Source organism: Gilliamella sp. wkB7, from assembly GCF_001693435.1.
Taxonomy (GTDB): domain Bacteria; phylum Pseudomonadota; class Gammaproteobacteria; order Enterobacterales; family Orbaceae; genus Gilliamella; species Gilliamella apicola_N.
Genome location: NZ_CM004509.1, coordinates 775897 through 795592 on the forward strand (window position 1 = coordinate 775897; position 19696 = coordinate 795592).

A 19696-nucleotide genomic window follows, 5' to 3' on the forward strand; every position below is an offset into this window, starting at 1 on the left:
CCCAAATAAATAGTTAAAATTTAACGTTATGCTATCATACAAAATCTCAAAAGAAATCATTAAAATCATAACATTTCCTATATTTATAAAACCTATCAGAAAACAGGTTAAAACTTATTTAAAATATAAAATATTTGACTTACCTTATCGTAGACAGAAAGAATTCTATGAATATATTTTGAAATATTGTAAGTATACACCAGAGAAGAATAAATCAAATTTTATTCAATCTGATAGATTACCTATATGGCAAATTTGGTTTCAAGGTGAAACAGCAGCACCTCAAATAATAAAATTATGCTTTCAAAGCATTGAAAAATATAATAGTAATAGGCAAATAATTAGGCTAACGGAAAAGAATTACCTTAATTACATCGATTTACCTGATTATATAATCGATAAATACAATAAAGGTATTATTACTTCAGTACACCTTTCTGACATCATTAGAGTTTGTTTATTAGCAAAATATGGTGGAACTTGGATTGATGCAACGGTATTATTAACTAATGAAATTAACCCTCAAATACTTAATTCTGATTTTTTTGGTTTTCGAATTACTCAAGAAAGCTCTTGGTTTGATTGTCATAGTTTTTTAACGTCTGCTAGTTGGTTTATGCACGCCCAACCAAATAATAATATCATTTGTAGTGTAAGAAATGCACTTTTTGAGTATTGGAAAAATGAAAACAAGATTATTGATTATTTTTTAATATATTTTATTTTTACAGGTTTGATAAATAAATATTCTCATTTAGCTGAAGAGTGGGAATTAGCTTTTAACTTAATTGAAGAACCTACCCATAGAATACAATCATCGTTTAATAGAGATTTTTCTTTATATGAGTTAAATGAGATTAAACAACAATCATCCATACATAAATTAACATATAGATATAAAAACAAAATAGAGGGTTCATTTCTCGATATTTTATTAAAGGATAAAGAATTATTTTATTAGGTTATTTTAATAAATAAATTTAGTTTATAATATCTTTAGTTAATACTTATGATGATATAAATATATGTTTAATGCAGAAGATTTTATTGAATCCCAAAAAACAATAGTTAATAACCTTGTCCCTTATTGTTCAACTTTGCACATTGCTCTAGGTTTTGATGATAATTATGCTTTACCCGCAGGCGTAACTATATTATCAGTTATAAATAATACACCAAACTATAATTTACATTTTCATCTTTTCGTTGATAAGGTATCGAATTCAAATATTGATAAATTTAAACAATTAGCAAATGATAAAATTGCAATAACACTTTATACTATTAATAGTAATTTTATTATAAATCCAAAAACTTTAGTTTTACATATAACAACTATTTCAACATGTATTCGTTTTATTATACCTGATATATTATTTTCAATCACAGACCGAATCATATATTTAGATAGCGATACAATATGTTTACAATCCTTAGAAAAATTAGCAAAATACTCTATTGAAAATTATATTGCTGGCGTTATACCTGATAGTTTGGACATGCAAAAAGAAATCAAGGCAATGTATAAAATTAACGCAGAGAAATATTTTAATGCTGGTGTATTACTAATTAATACAAAACGGTGGTGTGAGGAAAAAATTTCACAAAAAGCATTTGATTTAATTAATAGTGGTAAAATTTATAAATATGCTGATCAAGATGTTTTGAATATCCTTTTGGAAAATAAAACATTACTATTGCCTATAAAATTTAATACTAAAATAAAAATTGCAATTGATGCACATCAAGAAAAAGAAATTAGACCATATACAGTGATTCTACATTATATCTCACAAAATAAACCTTGGTTTAAAGTTTATCAATCTGAAATATTCAATCGCTATTTAAGTTTATCTCCTTGGAAAGAAAATGACTTACCATTAAGCGGAAATAGTTCTTCTATAAGAAATTACTCAAAATACTTAATACACAAAGGTAAGTTTATATCATCTATGTATTATTATATTTTATACTTAAAATATAAATTTTACTTAAAGAAATGATTGGTTTTTAATGAATGTTATTAATACTGTGTTAATATTTTCAACTAATATATCTAAAAAAAATATAAAAAAAATTTAATTCAAAATAAATCTGTATTGCTTATATTAGGTTTTAGATATATTAAACTATTATAATATTATTGCTGTGTTTACACAATAAATTCCTTTGAGAGTTTATAGGTAAACTAAAACTAAGTATATTAAATTTTTAATCTCATATATAAAAAATATATGTTTTCAATTTTATTTTGAAAGTAAATAAACTAGTTTGCTAATTTATTTTCATATAATTTTGAGTATAATCCTTGTTGAGATAATAGTTCTTGATGGGTTCCTTGTTCAATAATTTCACCACTATCAATAACAAGAATTTTATCAGCTTTTTCAATCGTCGATAATCGATGTGCAATAACAATTGAAGTTCGCCCTTTTTGTAATTCTTCCAATGCGTTTTGTATTGCTTTTTCCGATTCTGAATCAAGCGCGGACGTTGCTTCATCTAAAATTAAAATTGGGTTATCACGCAATAAAGCCCTAGCGATAGCAATGCGTTGACGTTGTCCTCCAGATAATAATATTCCATTTTCGCCAACAACAGTTTCGAATCCATCCTCAAGTTCTTTAATAAAATCATACGCATAAGCTTTTTTAGCGGCTTCTTCAATCTGACTTTGTGAATATTCACCTATTTGCCCATAAGCAATATTATTAGCTATGGTATCATTGAATAAATGAACATTTTGAGATACTAAACCAATTTGGTTTCGTAAACTATATAGAGTTAAATCCTGGATATTATGATTATCAATTAGAATTTCTCCTTCACTTATATCATAGAAACGTGTAATTAAGCTTGCTATAGTCGTTTTACCAGAACCTGAACGACCTACAAAGGCAATGGTTTTACCGTACTCTACTGTAAAATTAATATCTTTTAATGCGGGTTCTTGTCTAGTTTCATATGTAAAAGAAACATGTTTAAATTCTATCTTACCTTTTACTCGTTCAATAGTTAAATTGCCATTGTCTTTTTCAATAGGTTGATCAAATATCGAAAATAAAGTTTGGCATGCAGCCATTCCTTTTTGAAAGTCAGCATTAACACTTGTTAAACTTTTGATTGGTTGCATTAATGCAACTAAAGAAGAAAATACGACTGTAAATTGTCCTGGGGTAATATTTAAATCTGGATTACTCGCCATTAATAATACAAAAGCGATGGCAAACGATATAATTAATTGAACAATTGGAGTAGACAAAGCAGAAATGGAAACTAATCGCATCGTATCTCTTCGGAATTTATTACTTGCTTTTTCAAAATTAGCCGACTCTTCATCTTGAGCACCAAAAAGAATGATTTCTCTATGACCTTTTAGCATTTGCTCAACAGACATAGTGACATTACCCATTGAGTTCTGCATGTTTTTGGCCATTTTTCGGAACTTTATTGACACAAATGTGATTAGACCAATAACGATAGGTGTAATAAAAATCAAAGATAGAGATAATTGCCAACTATTTATAAACATTGTATAAAATAAGCCGCAAATAAATGCTGATTCACGTACAATAGTAATTAATGCATCAGAAGAAGAAGAGGCTACTTGATCAGTATCATACGTTATACGCGATAATAACCGACCAGTAGAGTTTTTATCATAAAAACTCACCGGTGCATCAACGAAATGATTAAAAAGCCTTTGACGAATTTTAAGCACAATTTTACTTGAAATTAGTGATAAAAAATAAGAATACCCATAATTTGCAGCACCACGAAGAAAAACTAAAGTAAAAATATAAATTGGTGCCATAAATAAAAAGTGCTGATCATTTTCAACAAACCCCTTATCAAGTAATGGTTGCAATATTCCAATAAGTGAAGTATCAGCAAAAGCGCTAATAATTAATAATATTATTGCTAAAAAAAGTAGAAATTTATGCTTGGTTATATATGGCCATAATTTAGAAAACGTATGTAACGTTGAGAAGTCTCGATCAATATCATTATTTGTTGTTGTGCTATTTTGTTTCATAATTTAAGTTTAATTAAGAGTTAAATTGTAGTTGATACATTGAGGCATAAATGCCTTTTTGGGATAACAAAGTTTGGTGAGTCCCATCCTCTACCAGCTTCCCTCCATCAATAACTAAAATACGATCTGCCTTTTCAATTGTTGATAATCTATGAGCAATAACGATTGAAGTTCTATTTTTTTGTAAGTTTTCAATTGCTTGTTGTACTAATCTTTCCGACTCATTATCTAACGCAGAAGTCGCTTCATCAAAAATAAGAATTGAATTATTACGTAATAGAACCCTTGCAATCGCAATTCGTTGGCGCTGACCGCCAGATAACAAAATTCCATTATCGCCAATCTCAGTATCAATTCCATTTTCTAATTTATCAATAAATTCCATTGCATTAGCTTGCTTAGCAGCCTCGATAATATCTTGTCTGGTATATCTATTTTTAGCTCCATAAGCAATATTATCTGCAATAGTTCCATTAAATAAGTGAACTTGCTGTGATACATACCCAATTTGGTCACGTAATGATTTAAGAGTATATTGTTTGATATTGATAGAATCAATTAATATCTCGCCTTTAACAATATCATAAAATCTTGGTAATAAACTTGCTATTGTTGATTTGCCTGCGCCAGAGCGACCAACTAAAGCGACTGTTTCACCTTTCTTAATTTTAAAACTTACATTCTTTAATGATGGCACACTATTGGTTGGATAGGTATAAGTTACATGACGAAAAACAATATCATCTTTTACATCTTTTAATTCAATTTTTCCATTGTCTTCCTCTAAAGGAGTGTCTAAAAGAGTGAATAGTGCTTCACAAGCAACAGAACCTTTTTGTAATTCAAGGTGAACACTGGTTAATTCTCTTAATGGTCTCATCATAGCAACCATTGCAGAAAAAACAACAGTAAATGAACCCGGTGTAATATCTAAAGTTTGATTTGCGACAAGAAATAATATTAAGCCTAAAGCGGCTGTAGCGACTAATTGAATAATAGGTGAGGATAATCCAGAAACTAAAACAATCTTCAATAAACCTCGCCTAAAAATTTTGTTAATTATATAAAAGTTTTCTTTTTCATATTTTTGAGCATTATAGACAAGAATTTCTTTATGCCCTTTAATCATCTCATCGGCAGCTGTCGTTATGGTCCCAATTCCTTTTTGCATAGATATTAGAGCATGACGAAATTTTTTTGCAATAAATTGAGCAATAAAAATAACAACAGGTACAACAATAATTAATACAGAAGCTAATTTCCAATTACCATAGAACATTACTATACCTAAACCAATAGCATATGCGATTTCTCTAACGAGTATAATCAAGGCATCCGATGATGCTTTAGATAATAGTTGCGTATTATAAGTAATAAGTGTGACGAGATCCCCAATTGAACTTTTATGGAGAAAACTTGTTGGACTTTTGACTAAATGGTTAAAAATTAATTGACGAAATTTAGTTACAACTTTTCCTGATAACCAAGAAAGACAATAGGTAGAAAAATAATTTGATAATCCACGTAAAGCAATCAAACCAATAATACCAATTGAGAAAAGGACTAAAAGTTCATAATTTTTATCCATTAAGCCATTATCTAATAGTGGTTTAGTTAGCGAGATTAATGTTGCATCAGTTGCAGCATTTAGTAAAAGTGCAATAACAGCAACTATTAAAGCTTTTTTATATGGAGAAATAAATGGCCACAATTGCTTAATTGTGTTTAATGAGCTATATTTATTTTTCATAAAAGAGAATAATTTATCAAAACACTAATTATACTATATAAACTATATTGTTTAATATTTTATTTCAATTCTTTTTCAACTAGATCTAAATTGTATTATCTATATTTTATATTTATTTTAATCACCATGTTAATTTTTTTACAATAATCGTATGCTTATTTTTATTGAATGCGTTTATTTATGGATTATTCCAAATAGGAAATCATCAATGTGTCTCTATCGTCATCATTTTATTAAAAATAAAATTTTTTATAACTATAATAGTACCAATGTTAATCAGCTAGATATAGATTACGGAATCTATGAAAACTTTTTCTTAGGTTTTGTTGTTTTAATCTTTTCTATTTTAATATCTAATACTAATCTCGAATTTTCTTTTCACATCTTTACTAACCATTTATTGTACAAACTAGATATTATTTGTATTATCTATATAATGTGTATGATGTCTAATGGGTTAGACTTTATCTGTAATTCAATTCATTTTATATTTAATTTAATTAGCAAGTTAATTTTTACAACAACAATATCCTTATTTTTATTGAATGCGTTTATTTGTGGATTATTCCAAATAGGAAATCACTAATGTATCTCGATGCTAATCATATTATTAAAAAAAAAATAACTTTTCATAGTAATAATAGGAGCAATGCTGATCAGCTGGATATAGCCTACGGAATCGATGAAAATTTTTTCTTAGGTTGTGCTGTTTCAATCTCTTCTATTCTAATATCTAATACTAATCTCGAATTTTCTTTTCACATCTTTACTAACCATTTATCATGCGATTTTGAAAAAAATCTAAAATTATTATCTGAACAATATAAAACGAATATAACACTATATTTAGTTGATGACGTAGGCTTGTCGAAACTTCCAACAACAAAAAACTGGACAATAGCAACTTATTTTAGATTTATAATAGCCGATTATTTTTATAAAAAAATTGATAAAATTCTTTATATTGATGCAGATATAATATGCACTGGATCATTAAAAGAATTATTAACGTTACCATTCGAAGAAAATATCGCTTATGTGGTTACAGATAAAGATGCTATTTGGTGGAATAAATGTGCAATTCGACTTGATGAAAGTAAATTATCAAAAAGTTATTTTAATGCTGGTTTTTTACTAATGAATTTAAATAAATGGCATGAATTCAATATAAATGATAAAGCATTAGAATTACTTTCTGATACCAATAAATCAAAAAAATTTACGCATCTCGATCAAGATGTTTTGAATTTATTACTACTTGATAAGGTTAAATATCTTAATAAAAAGTACAATCAACAAGTAAGCATTAATTATGAACTAAAATATAAAAATAAGAATAACACCTGTTCACCTAATTTAGAGCAAGCAATATTAATACATTATATCGGACCAACCAAGCCTTGGCATACATGGGCAAACCATTATAAATGTGCACAATACTTTATAAATGCAAAACAACAATCACCATTAAAATCTATGCCACTACTGCCTGCTACTACAGCTACTCAAATGAGATATTGTTCCAAACACAAAATACACCAAAAAAAGTATTTTTCTGGAATAATTTGTAATATCATCTATTGCCTTAAAAAATTAACTAAAAATTAATAAAATCAATTATATTTTATTGAATCATTTTTAATGGTCGTTAACATTGCATCAGAACTATATTGGTACAAAATGTCTAAAGGAGCGGGTGTAAATTTTGTATGTAAAAATTTTATGATGTCGCTATAATTCTCATTTTCAAGAATAAAAATCTGATTAGGGTTATAAAAATCATATTTTTTTATCGATTTATTTGTAGTGATTAATTTTTTATTAAATAATATCGCTTCTATGGATCTTAAGGTTACCCCTGATTGACCTATTTGCACAATTTCTAAAATAATATCACTTTGTTTTACCTTTTCTATATTGTCAAAATAGCTAATTTTTTGTCCTATATTGTAATATTCTGATTGTTTATAAGTTATATTAGCTTTTTTAAGTACTTCATAATTGATTAAATTGAAATCAGTTCTACAATTATTAAGTTGTAATATAGGAGCGAGTTTATTAATCACTTCAACTCGATTATCCCAATATTCACCAATAAAAAAACATTTTTTTTCAGTGTTATTATCAAATGATCTTTCTCGAATCTTTTTCATTTCAGAGAAACTAAAAGGTAGAAACTGATTCAAATAGTTAAAGTGATATTTTTTACAATCTTCATAATCAAAACTGTATATTTTATTAAAATGAGGGGTAATTTTGGTGATAAAATCTTCATCCTGACGTAGCCATTTTTTTTTATTTTTCATACTATTATTTAATACATCAATAGTATCTCTTAAAACTAACACCCGATGGCAATTAGCATATTTAACCAAATCTATAAATCCGGATATAGCAAAACCACTGCATAATAAAATATCATCAGGCTTTAATTTTCTTAACTTTATTAATTTATTTAGTTTGATAAACCATTGTCGTGGAAGATTTTTTCTTTCTAAAGAAAAATTGATATCTCTAAAATGCTTCATCAATTTATTAAAAAGTATAACATCATATTCATGCTTAAGGGCGTTGATCATATACTTTTCATAATCAGCATTCCATTCTGCAAAATAAATAGTCATAATATGTTAGATTATTTAAATTAATTATCAAATTTAATTTTAGAAATACTGTGAATCAAACCTTTATTCCAATCTGAAGCTAATAAACCATACTTTCTTAATTTTTCAACACTCATTACTGAATATTTTGGTCTTTTAGCTTTTGTAGGAAATGCTTGCGTTTTGACTGGAATAATTTCTGGAGATTGGTTTATCACTTTTAGGGTTAAGGCAATTTCAAAAATTCTTTTGGCAAATAAAAACCAAGAGGTTGAACTATCGCCACAAAAATGATAAATCCCTCCATCTATTTTTTTATCAAGTAAATAAATAATAATTTGGGCCAGATCGCCTGCATAAGTTGGATTACCAAGTTGATCATCAATTATTGATAATTGTTGTTTTTCAGTAGCTAATCTCAACATTGTTTTAACAAAATTATTACCATATGGACTAAATACCCAAGAAGTTCTGATAATAATAGAAGATGGAGCATTATCTAAAACCGCTAATTCACCATCACGTTTTGTTTTGCCATAGATATTAATCGGGTTAGTAGTATCTTCTTCCGTATATGGAATATTGTTAGTTCCATCAAAGACATAATCAGTCGAAACATGAAAAAATTTCGCATTATATTTTTTTGATGAAATGGCTAAATTTTTAGGGCCTATAACATTGACGTTGTAAGCCAGTTGAGGTTCGTCCTCCGCTTTATCAACCGCAGTATATGCAGCAGCATTAATAACGACATCAGGTTTATATTTAGCAATGAAACTATCTACCGCATACTCATCAGTAATATCAAGTTGTTCAGTGTCGGTCTTAATCAGTTCCCATTTTGATGGGAAAATATCCACAAAACAATTACCTAGTTGACCATTAGCTCCAGTTAATAAAACTTTCATATGATTTATTATAGCTCCTGTAATGTTTTACCTAATCTGTCTTTGTCAGATAAGATTGGTGTTGATATAGGCCAATTGATATTTACTGTTGGGTCATTCCAAAGTAAACATCCTTCAGATTTAGGATCATAATAATTAGTGCATTTATATTCAAAATCAGCTATATCAGACAAAACTAAGAATCCATGAGCAAGACCTGGAGGGATCCACAGTTGACTTTTATTGTCTTCTGAAAGAATAACACCGACCCATTTACCATAAGTCAATGAATCTTTTCTAATATCTACAGCCACATCAAATACTTCACCCCTGACAACTCTAACGAGTTTCCCTTGTGGATTTTCTTTTTGAAAATGTAAACCTCTTAAAACATTTTTTTGTGACCGAGAATGGTTATCTTGAACAAAAGTTAAGTTGATATTTAACATTTCTTGATAACGTTTTTGTTCATAGGTTTCTAAAAAAAAACCGCGTTGATCGCCGAAAACTTTAGGATTAATAATTTTAACATCAGGAATTTCTGTTTTGATTACTTGCATTTACTTACCTACTCCTCAATTAATTGAGATAAATATTGCCCATACAATGTTTTACCTAAACTTGCTGCTTCTTGTTTTACTTGCTCTAAAGTTAACCAACCATTACGATAGGCAATTTCTTCAAGACACGCTATTTTTAATCCTTGACGTTTTTCAATGATCTGAACAAAAGATGAAGCTTCGATTAAACTATCATGGGTTCCAGTATCGAGCCAAGAAAATCCTCTGCCGAGGATTTCAACATTCAATAATCCTGCTTCTAAATACATCTGATTCAGTGTTGTTATTTCCAATTCCCCTCTATGAGAAGGTTTAATTTGTTTAGCCATTTCAACAACATTTTCATCATAAAAATAGAGTCCTGTAACAGCCCAATTCGATTTTGGTTTAATAGGCTTTTCTTCAATTGATAATGCTTTAAAATTTTCATCAAAATCAACAACACCAAAACGTTCTGGATCAACAACTTGATAACCAAAAATAGTCGCACCTTCTGTTTGTTTCACTACTTTTTGTAATTTTTTACTAAAACTTTCACCAAAAAATAGGTTATCACCTAAGATCAAACTGCATCTTTGACCTTTAATAAACTCTTCACCAATTAAAAAGGCTTGGGCTAAGCCTTCTGGTTTTGGTTGCTCGGCATAACTGAGCTTAATTCCAAATCGGGAACCATCACCTAATAGTCGCTTGAACATCGGTAAATCATCTGGAGTTGAAATGATTAATATATCAGTAATGCCAGCTATCATAAGAACAGATATTGGATAATAAATCATTGGCTTATCATATATAGGAAGTAATTGTTTTGAAATACCTCTAGTTATAGGATATAGCCGTGTTCCCGAACCACCTGCAAGTACAATTCCTTTCATATATTTACCTTAGTTTATAATACCTTGTCTTGAACGCGCATACGAACCATCTTTAATATGCTCACACCATTGTTTGTTCTGTATATACCACATTACTGTTTTACGCATTCCTGTTTCAAATGTCTCCTGAGGTTTCCATCCTAAATCTAGATAGATCTTTGAAGCATCTATAGCATAACGTTGATCATGACCCGGTCGATCGGTAACATAAGTAATAAGATCTTTATAATACTTAACTCCATCTGGTTTATTTGGAACAAACTCTTCAAGTAATTTACAAATAATATTTACAACATTAATGTTTTTTTGTTCATTGTGACCACCAATATTATAAGTCTCACCTACTTTTGCCTTAGTAGCAACTAGATAAAGCGCTTTAGCATGATCTTCCACATATAACCAATCTCTTATTTGCTGACCATTACCATATACAGGCAATGGTTTACCTTCAAGAGCATTGAGTATCATCAATGGTATTATTTTTTCTGGAAAGTGATAAGGTCCATAATTATTTGAACAATTGGTAATAACTGTAGGTAAATTAAATGTTCTATGCCAAGCACGAACCAAATGATCACTTGATGCTTTAGAGGCTGAATATGGACTACTTGGTGAATAAGGCGTCGTTTCAGTAAAAAGATCTTCTGTACCATGTAAATCACCATATACTTCATCGGTAGAAATATGATGAAAACGAAAGCATTTTTGTTTATCTGAATCTAATTTTTTCCAATATACTAATGATTCTTGTAAAAGCGAAAAAGTACCGATTACATTGGTTTCTATAAATGTTGATGGATTATCAATTGATCGGTCAACGTGACTTTCAGCAGCTAAATGCATAATAATATTTGGCTGAAATTCATTAATTGCTTTAGCTAAAGAGTTTCTATCACAAATATCAATTTGTTTAAAATGAAATCGATTACTTTTAGATACTTGATCTAAAGACTCCAAATTCCCAGCATAAGTTAATTTATCTATGACTAATACTTCATCATCGGTTTGCTCAATAATATAGCGAACAACAGCAGAACCAATAAAACCAGCACCTCCAGTTACTATTATTTTCATAATTTAGATCCGGAATAAGATAGTTAGTTTAAGTAAATATATAATTAAAAAATTATTTTATCATGCTTTAATATAAATATAAATGAATTAATATTATATGTTTAATTGAATTAAAATGAATTAATTTTACATGTTTAATTGAATTCAAAATAAGGTTATAATTTTTTAAAATCGAAATCATAACATAAAATGGTGTGGAAATAATGCTAAAAAGAATTACGACACAATCAGCAGTGAAGCTCAAATGTTTGGGAATCACTATTTATAAAAGAAAACTTGACTCAAATGAGCAATTTTTTTTAAAAAAAGTCTTCGTGATAAAACGCGATAATGGCTATAAAAAAATAAGTTTTCTTGGTTTAAATATTTTATCAAAAAAGCTTCCTGTAAAAAGTAATGTATTAAATCCAGATAATAATTTGTACAATCATTCAGACATAATATCCGATGTACAAAAAAAATTATGGTTTACCCCCCTAACTCCTGAAGATCATTTATGGGATGAGTTGCAACCAGCCAAATATTCTTCAAGAACACGTTGTGTCGTTATATTACCTATTTATAAAGGTTTAGATGAATCTTTATGTTCTATTTATCATGCATTAAAAAGTAAAACAACGGATGAGTATAGTTTATTAGTTATCAATGATGCAGGTCCTGATCAGGAGTTAAATCTAAAACTTGATGAGCTTTCTCAAAAAGGGCTATTTGATTATCATCTGAATAAAGAAAATCTAGGATTCGTTAAAACGATTAATTTTGCCATAAGCAATCTATCGCATAATCTTGATGTAATATTATTAAATTCTGATGCTTTTGTGTTTGAAGGCTGGTTTGAAAGAATGATTGATTATGCTAATAGTGATAAATCGATAGCCACAATTACACCAATGTCTAATAATGCAACGATCTGTAGTTATCCATTCACATGTCAAGATAACAATAAGGTTCTAGAGGTTACTCCTGCTGAATTGGATCAATTAGCAGCCAAGATAAATAAAGGGGCATATATAGAAACCCCAACCGGGGTTGGTTTTTGTTTTTATATGAGAAGAGAAGTTATCAATAAAATAGGTATGTTAGATGATAACGCTTTCAAAGTTGGATATGGTGAAGAAAATGATTTTTGTATGAGGGCACTTCATGCCGGTTACAAAAATATTATCATTGGAGATGTCTTTGTCTTTCATGTTGGTTCAGTCTCTTTTTCTGCCATTAAAGCCGAAAATATGAAAAAAGGGGAAAATGCTCTAAAACTGAAGCATCCAAACTATTTAAACATGGTACATCACTTTTTAAATGTTGATCCAGTTTTAATCCTTAGACGTAATTTAGATATCGCTAGACTAAAATTGAAACTCGAAAATCGAAAAACTGTTGTGATTGTTTCTCATGCATGGGATGGCGGTATCAATACCTATCTTAAACAAATAGTAAAACAATATAAAAATCAAAATATTGATTGCATTCTATTAAAAGTTCATGACAAAAAATATTATTCAATTGAAGTTCCAGAAAATTATAATATAGAATTACCTAATTTGAAGAATTTATCTTTGAGTTGCGATTTTGGATTTTTAGACTTCTTTTTTAAAACAAGTCAACCAGATTTAATACACATCAATAGCTTTGCGGGCCTTGATTGGCATCATCATGAAAAACTATTGTATTATTTTGCTTCATCAGATTGGAATTATAAATTTATCATTCATGATTATGCTTGCATGTCGTACGATTACAAACTACTGAGCCCTGAATATATTTACAAAGGACTTCCAACTTTAGCTCAAAGGAATATTTGGAACAACTGGAAATCATTACCTGCTGATTATGAAGTAAATATTTCAGACGCAATTGAAAAGCATAAAGCTTATAATCTATTTTTTAATAAATGTTCTAAGATTGAAGCGCCATCTTATCGAACTCGTGACATTGTATTATATGATTTTCCAGAAATAAATATTGATGTTATTCCACATGAAAATGTTTTCAAAAATATTGTACCAGCACAGAGAAATAAGGATAAAGATAAAATAAAAATTGCATCAATAGGTGCATTAAGTATCGAAAAAGGTTCACAAGTATTAGCTGCATTAGCCGTCGATGCCAAAAATCGAGATTTGAAATTATCCTATTTTTTAGTTGGGTATAGTAATCCTAGTGATCAACATGTGATGCAAACCAATAATGTTAAAGTCACTGGTAAATATCATAATGATGAAGAATGTATTAACCAACTTAGAAAAATTTCGCCTGATTTGATATTGTTACCTAGTATATGGGAAGAAACTTTTTCTTATACATTATCAATCGCGTTAGCCTTAAAAATACCTACGTTAGTGTTTGATATTGGAGCGCAAGGAGAGAGAGGCAAAGACCATAATTGGGTTGTAAAATTAGACCCATTGTTAATGCATAACCCAAGAGGCATCTCGGATTTAATACTAAATTTAAACATAGATAAACTATGGAATGAAGCTTCAAAGTAATATCATTTTTAATTTTTAAATGATAATTAATGTAAACCAATCTTTCTTTTATGTTTTATCACTCAATAACATATAAAAGATTGGTTTTTTATATACTAATATTAATCAACATTTTTGCTATATAGTCTTTTAATTCTTCTGGTTAATCTGTTAAAAAATGTATTTTTATATTTCTGATATTGAGTTTCTAACGTATTATATGAATTGAGTAATTGGTTGTAATTATCCAAATTAAGCTGATTTTCCAATAATTGATTATTATATTCTTCAATTAATTGTTCCAGTTTGTTTGAAATAGACTCCTTTTCCTCTTTTAATTGTCCCAGTTTATTTGAGATAGATTCCTTTTCCTCTTTTAATTGCCCCAGTTTGTTTGAGATAGATTCCTTTTCCTCTTTTAATTGTCCCAGTTTGTTTGAGATAGATTCCTTTTCCTCTTTTAATTGCCCCAGTTTGTTTGAGATAGATTCCTTTTCCTCTATTAATTGTCCCAGTTTGTTTGAGATAGATTCCTTTTCCTCTATTAATTGTCCCAGTTTGTTTGAGATAGATTCCTTTTCCTCTATTAATTGTCCCAGTTTGTTTGAGATAGATTCCTTTTCCTCTATTAATTCTTCATTATTATATGATATTTCTTGAAATTTTGTTAAAAGTTCTTGGTGTTTTAATTTTTGATCTTCAATCCTTGCAGATTTCACCCTATTTTCAGAATTTAACTCAGAATTTTTAATGATTAATTCATTGTTATTAATAGTTAGTTGTTTATGCTCTAATAATAATCTATTATATGCGTTATAATATTGCTTAATGGATTTTACGATTTCTGATTCCGATTTTATCTTCTGACGATCATCTAAATTTAAAGTTTTTTCTGAAATGCTTTCTTTAGCAATATTGATTATATTTATAATATATTTATTTAAATTGTATTTTGTTAAAGTTTCACTCTTAATTTTTGAGACATCACGTTTAGCTTTTGGAAAATAAGTTATTATTTCGTCAACAATTTCCCTAGCAGATATTCGTCTTAAACAACATCTTCCAGAATAATTAAACTGTTCTGAATTTTTATAATTGTCAATCAAAAGCCACCCTATTCCGCCAAAATGGTCATAACAGTAAACTGGTGTATCACTAACAATGGCATATTGAACTGTTTTTCCTATTGTTATTACCGCATCGGCATCCTCAATCATTTTAGGTGTTAATCGACCTACATGACCTTTAACACCTATATTTATTATATTTAATCCATGTTCATTTTTTAAAATATCCAGTGCATCTAACACTTCTTGTGGAGGATGATTACTGACTAAAAGTATATTTTTTAATTGTTCATTTTTAGAATCTTTTTCACAAATAAATTCTGATGGAGCAGCATTATAAAAAACTTCACTAATATTAATAGGAACACCAAAATTACTTAACTGATTATATGTTTCCTCGCTATTAAAAAAAATCTTATTAGCTAATAACCTTTCTGTATATAATCCAAAAGTCTCTAAATGCTCATAAGGAGATAGGTGTGCAAATACAAAGAAAGTTTTATTATTAAAACTATCTATATAATGATTGATAAGAATTGGTAGTACCTGATGTTGGGACCAAACAATATCATAATTGAATGGGTTTGGTAATTCATCAGTATTGAATAAATTGATATCAGAATTTTTAGCGATCTCAATTACTGGAGAATCGATATAATTCGCCACAATATCAACTAAATAATTATTCTTCTTGAAGCATTCTGCTACTTCCAATGCAACTATTTCTGAACCACCAATGCTTGCCATATGATTAGTACATATTAATACTTTTAGCATAAACATTTAAGCCTATTATTTTATTAATAAATTATCTTTTAAATTAAAAGCTAATTTATTTACATTATAAAAAATAAAACAATGATAATTCAAAATAATATTAATTATTAGATACCCAATTAGTTATTGCTCAATACTTAATAAGGGCTTTGAAATATACATTTGAATGATACTCCTTATTATTTTTTCAATTTGGATGTAGCATGATTAATGTCCTCTTCAAAGTTATTAGGTAAAATATCCACATGATAAGGTACAATAAAAGAAGCACCATTATTATGGGGATTTAAAATGGCTCTTTTTATTATTTATGTATTTTCAACCATCGGATAAGCGTCTGGTATATCATATTTAGTAATTTTTGATTTTTTAACAATCAAATATATAATCACTATAGAAAGATGCTCTATATATATTGAGCTCTATATTAGAATAATGGTTTCCTTTTAATGAAACTTCTACGACAAGTTTTTTCGCCACTGTATCACTATTTAACAAAGATGCAATCATCTTTTTTCAGCAATCACATTAGTAAAAGCTACTATTAAAAACTTGATAAAACTCTCATAATTTCCTTGTCCTTTTATACGTTTTATATCATGTTAATTTATTTATATTTTGATTATAAAACTTCAAATGTAGCTTATAAATATATTATTTTGATAGATATAATTCTCTTTTCAATCTAAATTTAGATAAATCAATTGAATTTATCTACCTATCCCATAATCCCTAAGCTTATTAGCAATTGCAGTATGTGATACCCCTAATCTTTTTGCGAGTTTTCTGGAGCTTGGATATTCAATATACAAGCTTTTTAAAATTTCTTTTTCAAACTGTTTAGTCATTTCATCAAGCGTTTTATTTCCAATATTATTAGTCCATGGTAATTGAGAACTGTTTGCTGTAGGTAACACTATATCTTCCATGGTTAATATTGTCGATTTCAATTGTGCCAATGCTGAATAAAGAACATTTTTAAGTTGTCTTACATTACCCGGCCAAGGATAGCGTGTTAAAGATTCGGTCACACTAGTATCAATGGTGGGAGAAGTAATGCCTTGTTTAAGGGCAAATTCATCGACAAAAATTTGTGTAAGTAAGGCAATATCATCTTTACGTTCTTGCAATGACGGTAAATTAAGAGGCAAAACATTTAGACGGTAATAAAGATCTTTCCTAAATTTTCCCTGCTCAACTAAACCAGCTAGGTCAACTTTTGTCGCACATATTATGCGCACATCGACATAGACTTCATCATCATCGCCGACACGCCGAAAATAGCCATCATTAATAAAACGCAATAATTTGGTTTGCATTTGAAATGACATTTCATCAATACCATCAAGTAATACAGAACCGCCGTTTGCTTGTTCAAAAAAACCTTTTTTACTTTCTATTGCGCCAGGATAAGCGCCTACTGCATGACCATAAAGTTCACTTTCAACTACTTCATCAGGCATTGCTGCACAATTTAATGCTAAAAAGGTTTGATCGCCCCGTGAACTATATTGATGGCAAGCATGGGCAAGCAGATCTTTGCCTGTTCCCGTCTCACCCGAGATTAATAGTGGTTCACGCTGCATTGAAAAGGCTTTTGCCTGTGCAATAAGTTTTTGCATAACAGCGCTTTGCGTTGCAAAAATATTAAAAGCCTGATGATCAACAACATTAATTTTTGATAAACGTTTTTTTAGATATTCGATTGATTGTATAATAAAAATCGTTTTTGACGATTCCACTACTTTTTGTAATAAATAGTATTGGTTATTTAAAACAATAATCGTATCATCTTGCTTATCCAAATTCACGGAATTATCAAGAGAAAATACATCATGATAATTAAAAGGTTGATCCAAATTTAACAAATCAGACGAAATCAGTTCACCAGCTTGTTGATTATAGTTAATTAATTGTTGGTCATTATTGATTTCAATGATTGCTGCTTGCATAATCTGCCCATTTCTCATTTAGTTTGGTTAATTTATCACGACGATGCCGCCACTCAAGGCTTTTAGTTAATTCATCAAAGGTTATTTTAGTGTTGGATAATAGAAGTTTTGCTTTATTTGTTGCTAAAGGCTGAGTTTTATCCAAAATCATCAGCTGTTCTAAAATCGCTAATGAACCTTGTCGATTATTACAAGCCAAAAGTAGATCACAACCTGCAGCTAACGCAGCCTGTGCTCGTTGAGCATGATTTCCCATTACTGATGCACCCTCCATAGATAAATCATCAGAAAATATCACACCGTTAAAATGTAACTGTTCTCGAAGCACTGTTTTGAGCCAGTATGACGATCCACTAGCGGGTTTATCATCAAATACTGGATAAATCACATGTGCTGGCATAATTGCATCAAGTTTATTATCTGAGATAAGTTTCGAGAAAATTTGCATATCTTGTTCAATCACTGATTTTTCACGATCATCAATAGGCGTTTCTTTATGTGAATCTGCAATAACATGACCATGTCCCGGAAAATGTTTACCTGTAGTTTTCATTCCCGCCATATGCATACCATCAATCATAGATGAGGCAATTTGATAGGCAATATCAGCATCATGATGAAATGATCTTGTGCCAATAGCTAGACAGTCATAGCCTAAATCTAAAACGGGTGCGTAACTAAGATCGATATCAAAAGCAATCAGCTCCATAGCTAACATCCAACCCGCATCAAATGCTAATGATTTAGCATGTTCAAGATCGTTAAGTGCAGCAAAAGCTTGGGCTGGTGGAATAAGAGTAAACCCCTGTTTAAAACGTTGAACTCGTCCACCTTCATGATCGACCGAAATTAATAATCGCTCATTCGATGCTGCACGGATCTGCTTTATCAATTCGCTCAATTGTTTTGGTTCTTGATAATTACGGCTAAATAGAATTACACCTGCAACCAATGGATTTTGCAGTAGTTTCTTATCATCATCAGTTAGGGTTATGCCATCAAAATCAATCAACAATGGACCCATTACTCACTAGCCTCACTTTGTTGATTATCATTGGTACTTTGCTTAGAAAAATCTTTAGATGTTACTCGATTTAATATTTCACCTGTTTGGGTTGAAATTAATTCCATAGAAAGATTAGCTTCATTATTTTCTGTTGGTATTTTGTAAATGGTGGTAAAAAGTACATAACCAGCATTCATTGATTTGGCTAACCCAATCATTTTACCTCTTGAAACCAATTTATCATCAGGTGAAATGCCTAATGCTTGTTTAGCTTGGTTGATAGATTGTCTACTAGCGATAGTGAATTTATTTTGTTTATTCATTAATTGATGTAACGCTTCATCAATTTGGTTATTTATCAAATAATCACCACTGCGATTTTGAATATCACTAATTAACAAAACTTTGTTTTCATCATTCAGAGAAGATGAATCATTTATCAGTTTATTTGTAAATGGTGACAAAATTGTATTCCAATCCGTTTTCTTAGTAATTAAAGGTGGGGTTTCAATTACATCTCCATCAGTTGGATTTATAATAACAGGAGGCGTCATGATATCATCTTTATTATCTAAAAGATGACAACCCGTTAAAACAAAAGCTATTGCCGAAGTAACAACTATACGTTTTATCTGTTTCAT

General features: G+C 29.3%; 15 protein-coding genes. 4 read left to right on the forward strand and 11 right to left on the reverse strand.

Annotation, left to right across the window (positions count from 1 at the left end):
- Window positions 1-28: 28 nt before the first annotated feature.
- Window positions 29-961 (forward strand): capsular polysaccharide synthesis protein, encoded by a 933-nt coding sequence (locus A9G17_RS03320; protein WP_065737489.1) that lies wholly within the window; start codon window positions 29-31, stop codon window positions 959-961.
- A 64-nt stretch (window positions 962-1025) separates the two neighbouring features.
- Window positions 1026-2003, forward strand: coding sequence for a glycosyltransferase family 8 protein (locus A9G17_RS03325; RefSeq protein WP_065737490.1), 978 nt, complete (start codon window positions 1026-1028; stop codon window positions 2001-2003).
- Between the two features lie 263 nt (window positions 2004-2266).
- Here the strand turns inward: A9G17_RS03325 and msbA (A9G17_RS03330) are convergent, their stop codons facing one another.
- Window positions 2267-4036 (reverse strand): lipid A ABC transporter ATP-binding protein/permease MsbA, encoded by a 1770-nt coding sequence (gene msbA / locus A9G17_RS03330; RefSeq protein WP_065737491.1) that lies wholly within the window; start codon window positions 4034-4036, stop codon window positions 2267-2269.
- Between the two features lie 13 nt (window positions 4037-4049).
- Window positions 4050-5786, reverse strand: coding sequence for a lipid A export permease/ATP-binding protein MsbA (gene msbA / locus A9G17_RS03335; RefSeq protein WP_065737492.1), 1737 nt, complete (start codon window positions 5784-5786; stop codon window positions 4050-4052).
- A 585-nt stretch (window positions 5787-6371) separates the two neighbouring features.
- Between msbA (A9G17_RS03335) and A9G17_RS03340 the strand changes: the two genes are divergently transcribed.
- On the forward strand, window positions 6372-7394 hold the full coding sequence (locus tag A9G17_RS03340; protein ID WP_065737493.1) for a glycosyltransferase: 1023 nt from the start codon (window positions 6372-6374) through the stop codon (window positions 7392-7394).
- A 5-nt stretch (window positions 7395-7399) separates the two neighbouring features.
- Here A9G17_RS03340 and A9G17_RS03345 read toward each other — a convergent pair whose 3' ends face one another.
- Genes A9G17_RS03345 through rfbB form a run of 5 tightly spaced genes read right to left on the reverse strand, consistent with a single transcriptional unit; the run spans window position 7400 to window position 11788 of the window.
- Entirely contained in the window at window positions 7400-8410 is a 1011-nt protein-coding gene (locus A9G17_RS03345; protein WP_065737494.1) for a WaaS/CpsH family glycosyltransferase, read from the reverse strand.
- 20 nt (window positions 8411-8430) lie between these two features.
- Entirely contained in the window at window positions 8431-9297 is an 867-nt protein-coding gene (rfbD, locus tag A9G17_RS03350; RefSeq protein ID WP_065737495.1) for a dTDP-4-dehydrorhamnose reductase, read from the reverse strand.
- Between the two features lie 8 nt (window positions 9298-9305).
- Window positions 9306-9836: a dTDP-4-dehydrorhamnose 3,5-epimerase gene (rfbC, locus tag A9G17_RS03355; protein ID WP_065737496.1), complete on the reverse strand. Its 531-nt coding sequence runs from the start codon at window positions 9834-9836 to the stop codon at window positions 9306-9308.
- An 8-nt stretch (window positions 9837-9844) separates the two neighbouring features.
- A complete protein-coding gene (gene rfbA / locus A9G17_RS03360) occupies window positions 9845-10711 on the reverse strand; it encodes a glucose-1-phosphate thymidylyltransferase RfbA (protein ID WP_065737497.1) in 867 nt (288 codons plus the stop codon).
- A 9-nt stretch (window positions 10712-10720) separates the two neighbouring features.
- A complete protein-coding gene (gene rfbB, locus A9G17_RS03365; protein ID WP_141677552.1) occupies window positions 10721-11788 on the reverse strand; it encodes a dTDP-glucose 4,6-dehydratase in 1068 nt (355 codons plus the stop codon).
- A gap of 200 nt (window positions 11789-11988) precedes the next feature.
- On the opposite strand from rfbB, the gene A9G17_RS03370 reads away from it, so the two are divergent.
- On the forward strand, window positions 11989-14274 hold the full coding sequence (locus A9G17_RS03370) for a glycosyltransferase (protein ID WP_065737499.1): 2286 nt from the start codon (window positions 11989-11991) through the stop codon (window positions 14272-14274).
- Window positions 14275-14375: 101 nt separating this feature from the next.
- On the opposite strand, the gene A9G17_RS03375 is transcribed toward A9G17_RS03370, so the two are convergent.
- The 4 genes from A9G17_RS03375 to A9G17_RS03390 all read right to left on the reverse strand — a co-directional run bounded on the left by A9G17_RS03375 (window position 14376) and on the right by A9G17_RS03390 (window position 19696).
- Entirely contained in the window at window positions 14376-16067 is a 1692-nt protein-coding gene (locus A9G17_RS03375) for a hypothetical protein (protein ID WP_141677553.1), read from the reverse strand.
- Window positions 16068-16807: 740 nt separating this feature from the next.
- Window positions 16808-18049 carry a sigma 54-interacting transcriptional regulator gene (locus A9G17_RS03380; protein WP_065737501.1) on the reverse strand — a complete coding sequence of 414 codons (1242 nt, stop codon included), beginning with the start codon at window positions 18047-18049 and terminating at the stop codon, window positions 16808-16810.
- Window positions 18030-19073, reverse strand: coding sequence for a beta-N-acetylhexosaminidase (nagZ, locus tag A9G17_RS03385; protein WP_065737502.1), 1044 nt, complete (start codon window positions 19071-19073; stop codon window positions 18030-18032). The genes A9G17_RS03380 and nagZ overlap by 20 nt, the downstream gene beginning before the upstream one ends.
- Complete coding sequence (locus tag A9G17_RS03390) at window positions 19073-19696, reverse strand: penicillin-binding protein activator LpoB (RefSeq protein ID WP_065737503.1); 624 nt, start codon at window positions 19694-19696, stop codon at window positions 19073-19075. Before A9G17_RS03390 ends, nagZ begins: the two co-directional genes overlap by 1 nt.

Excerpts from the sequence above, each read along its gene's own strand:
- A9G17_RS03320 (WP_065737489.1), top strand. The coding sequence starts at position 29 with ATGCTATCATACAAAATCTCAAAAGAAATCATTAAAATCATAACATTT.
- A9G17_RS03325 (WP_065737490.1), top strand. The coding sequence starts at position 1,026 with ATGTTTAATGCAGAAGATTTTATTGAATCCCAAAAAACAATAGTTAAT.
- msbA (WP_065737491.1), bottom strand. The coding sequence starts at position 4,036 with ATGAAACAAAATAGCACAACAACAAATAATGATATTGATCGAGACTTC.
- msbA (WP_065737492.1), bottom strand. The coding sequence starts at position 5,786 with ATGAAAAATAAATATAGCTCATTAAACACAATTAAGCAATTGTGGCCA.
- A9G17_RS03340 (WP_065737493.1), top strand. The coding sequence starts at position 6,372 with ATGTATCTCGATGCTAATCATATTATTAAAAAAAAAATAACTTTTCAT.
- A9G17_RS03345 (WP_065737494.1), bottom strand. The coding sequence starts at position 8,410 with ATGACTATTTATTTTGCAGAATGGAATGCTGATTATGAAAAGTATATG.
- rfbD (WP_065737495.1), bottom strand. The coding sequence starts at position 9,297 with ATGAAAGTTTTATTAACTGGAGCTAATGGTCAACTAGGTAATTGTTTT.
- rfbC (WP_065737496.1), bottom strand. The coding sequence starts at position 9,836 with ATGCAAGTAATCAAAACAGAAATTCCTGATGTTAAAATTATTAATCCT.
- rfbA (WP_065737497.1), bottom strand. The coding sequence starts at position 10,711 with ATGAAAGGAATTGTACTTGCAGGTGGTTCGGGAACACGGCTATATCCT.
- A9G17_RS03370 (WP_065737499.1), top strand. The coding sequence starts at position 11,989 with ATGCTAAAAAGAATTACGACACAATCAGCAGTGAAGCTCAAATGTTTG.
- A9G17_RS03375 (WP_141677553.1), bottom strand. The coding sequence starts at position 16,067 with ATGGCAAGCATTGGTGGTTCAGAAATAGTTGCATTGGAAGTAGCAGAA.
- A9G17_RS03380 (WP_065737501.1), bottom strand. The coding sequence starts at position 18,049 with ATGCAAGCAGCAATCATTGAAATCAATAATGACCAACAATTAATTAAC.
- nagZ (WP_065737502.1), bottom strand. The coding sequence starts at position 19,073 with ATGGGTCCATTGTTGATTGATTTTGATGGCATAACCCTAACTGATGAT.
- A9G17_RS03390 (WP_065737503.1), bottom strand. The coding sequence starts at position 19,696 with ATGAAACAGATAAAACGTATAGTTGTTACTTCGGCAATAGCTTTTGTT.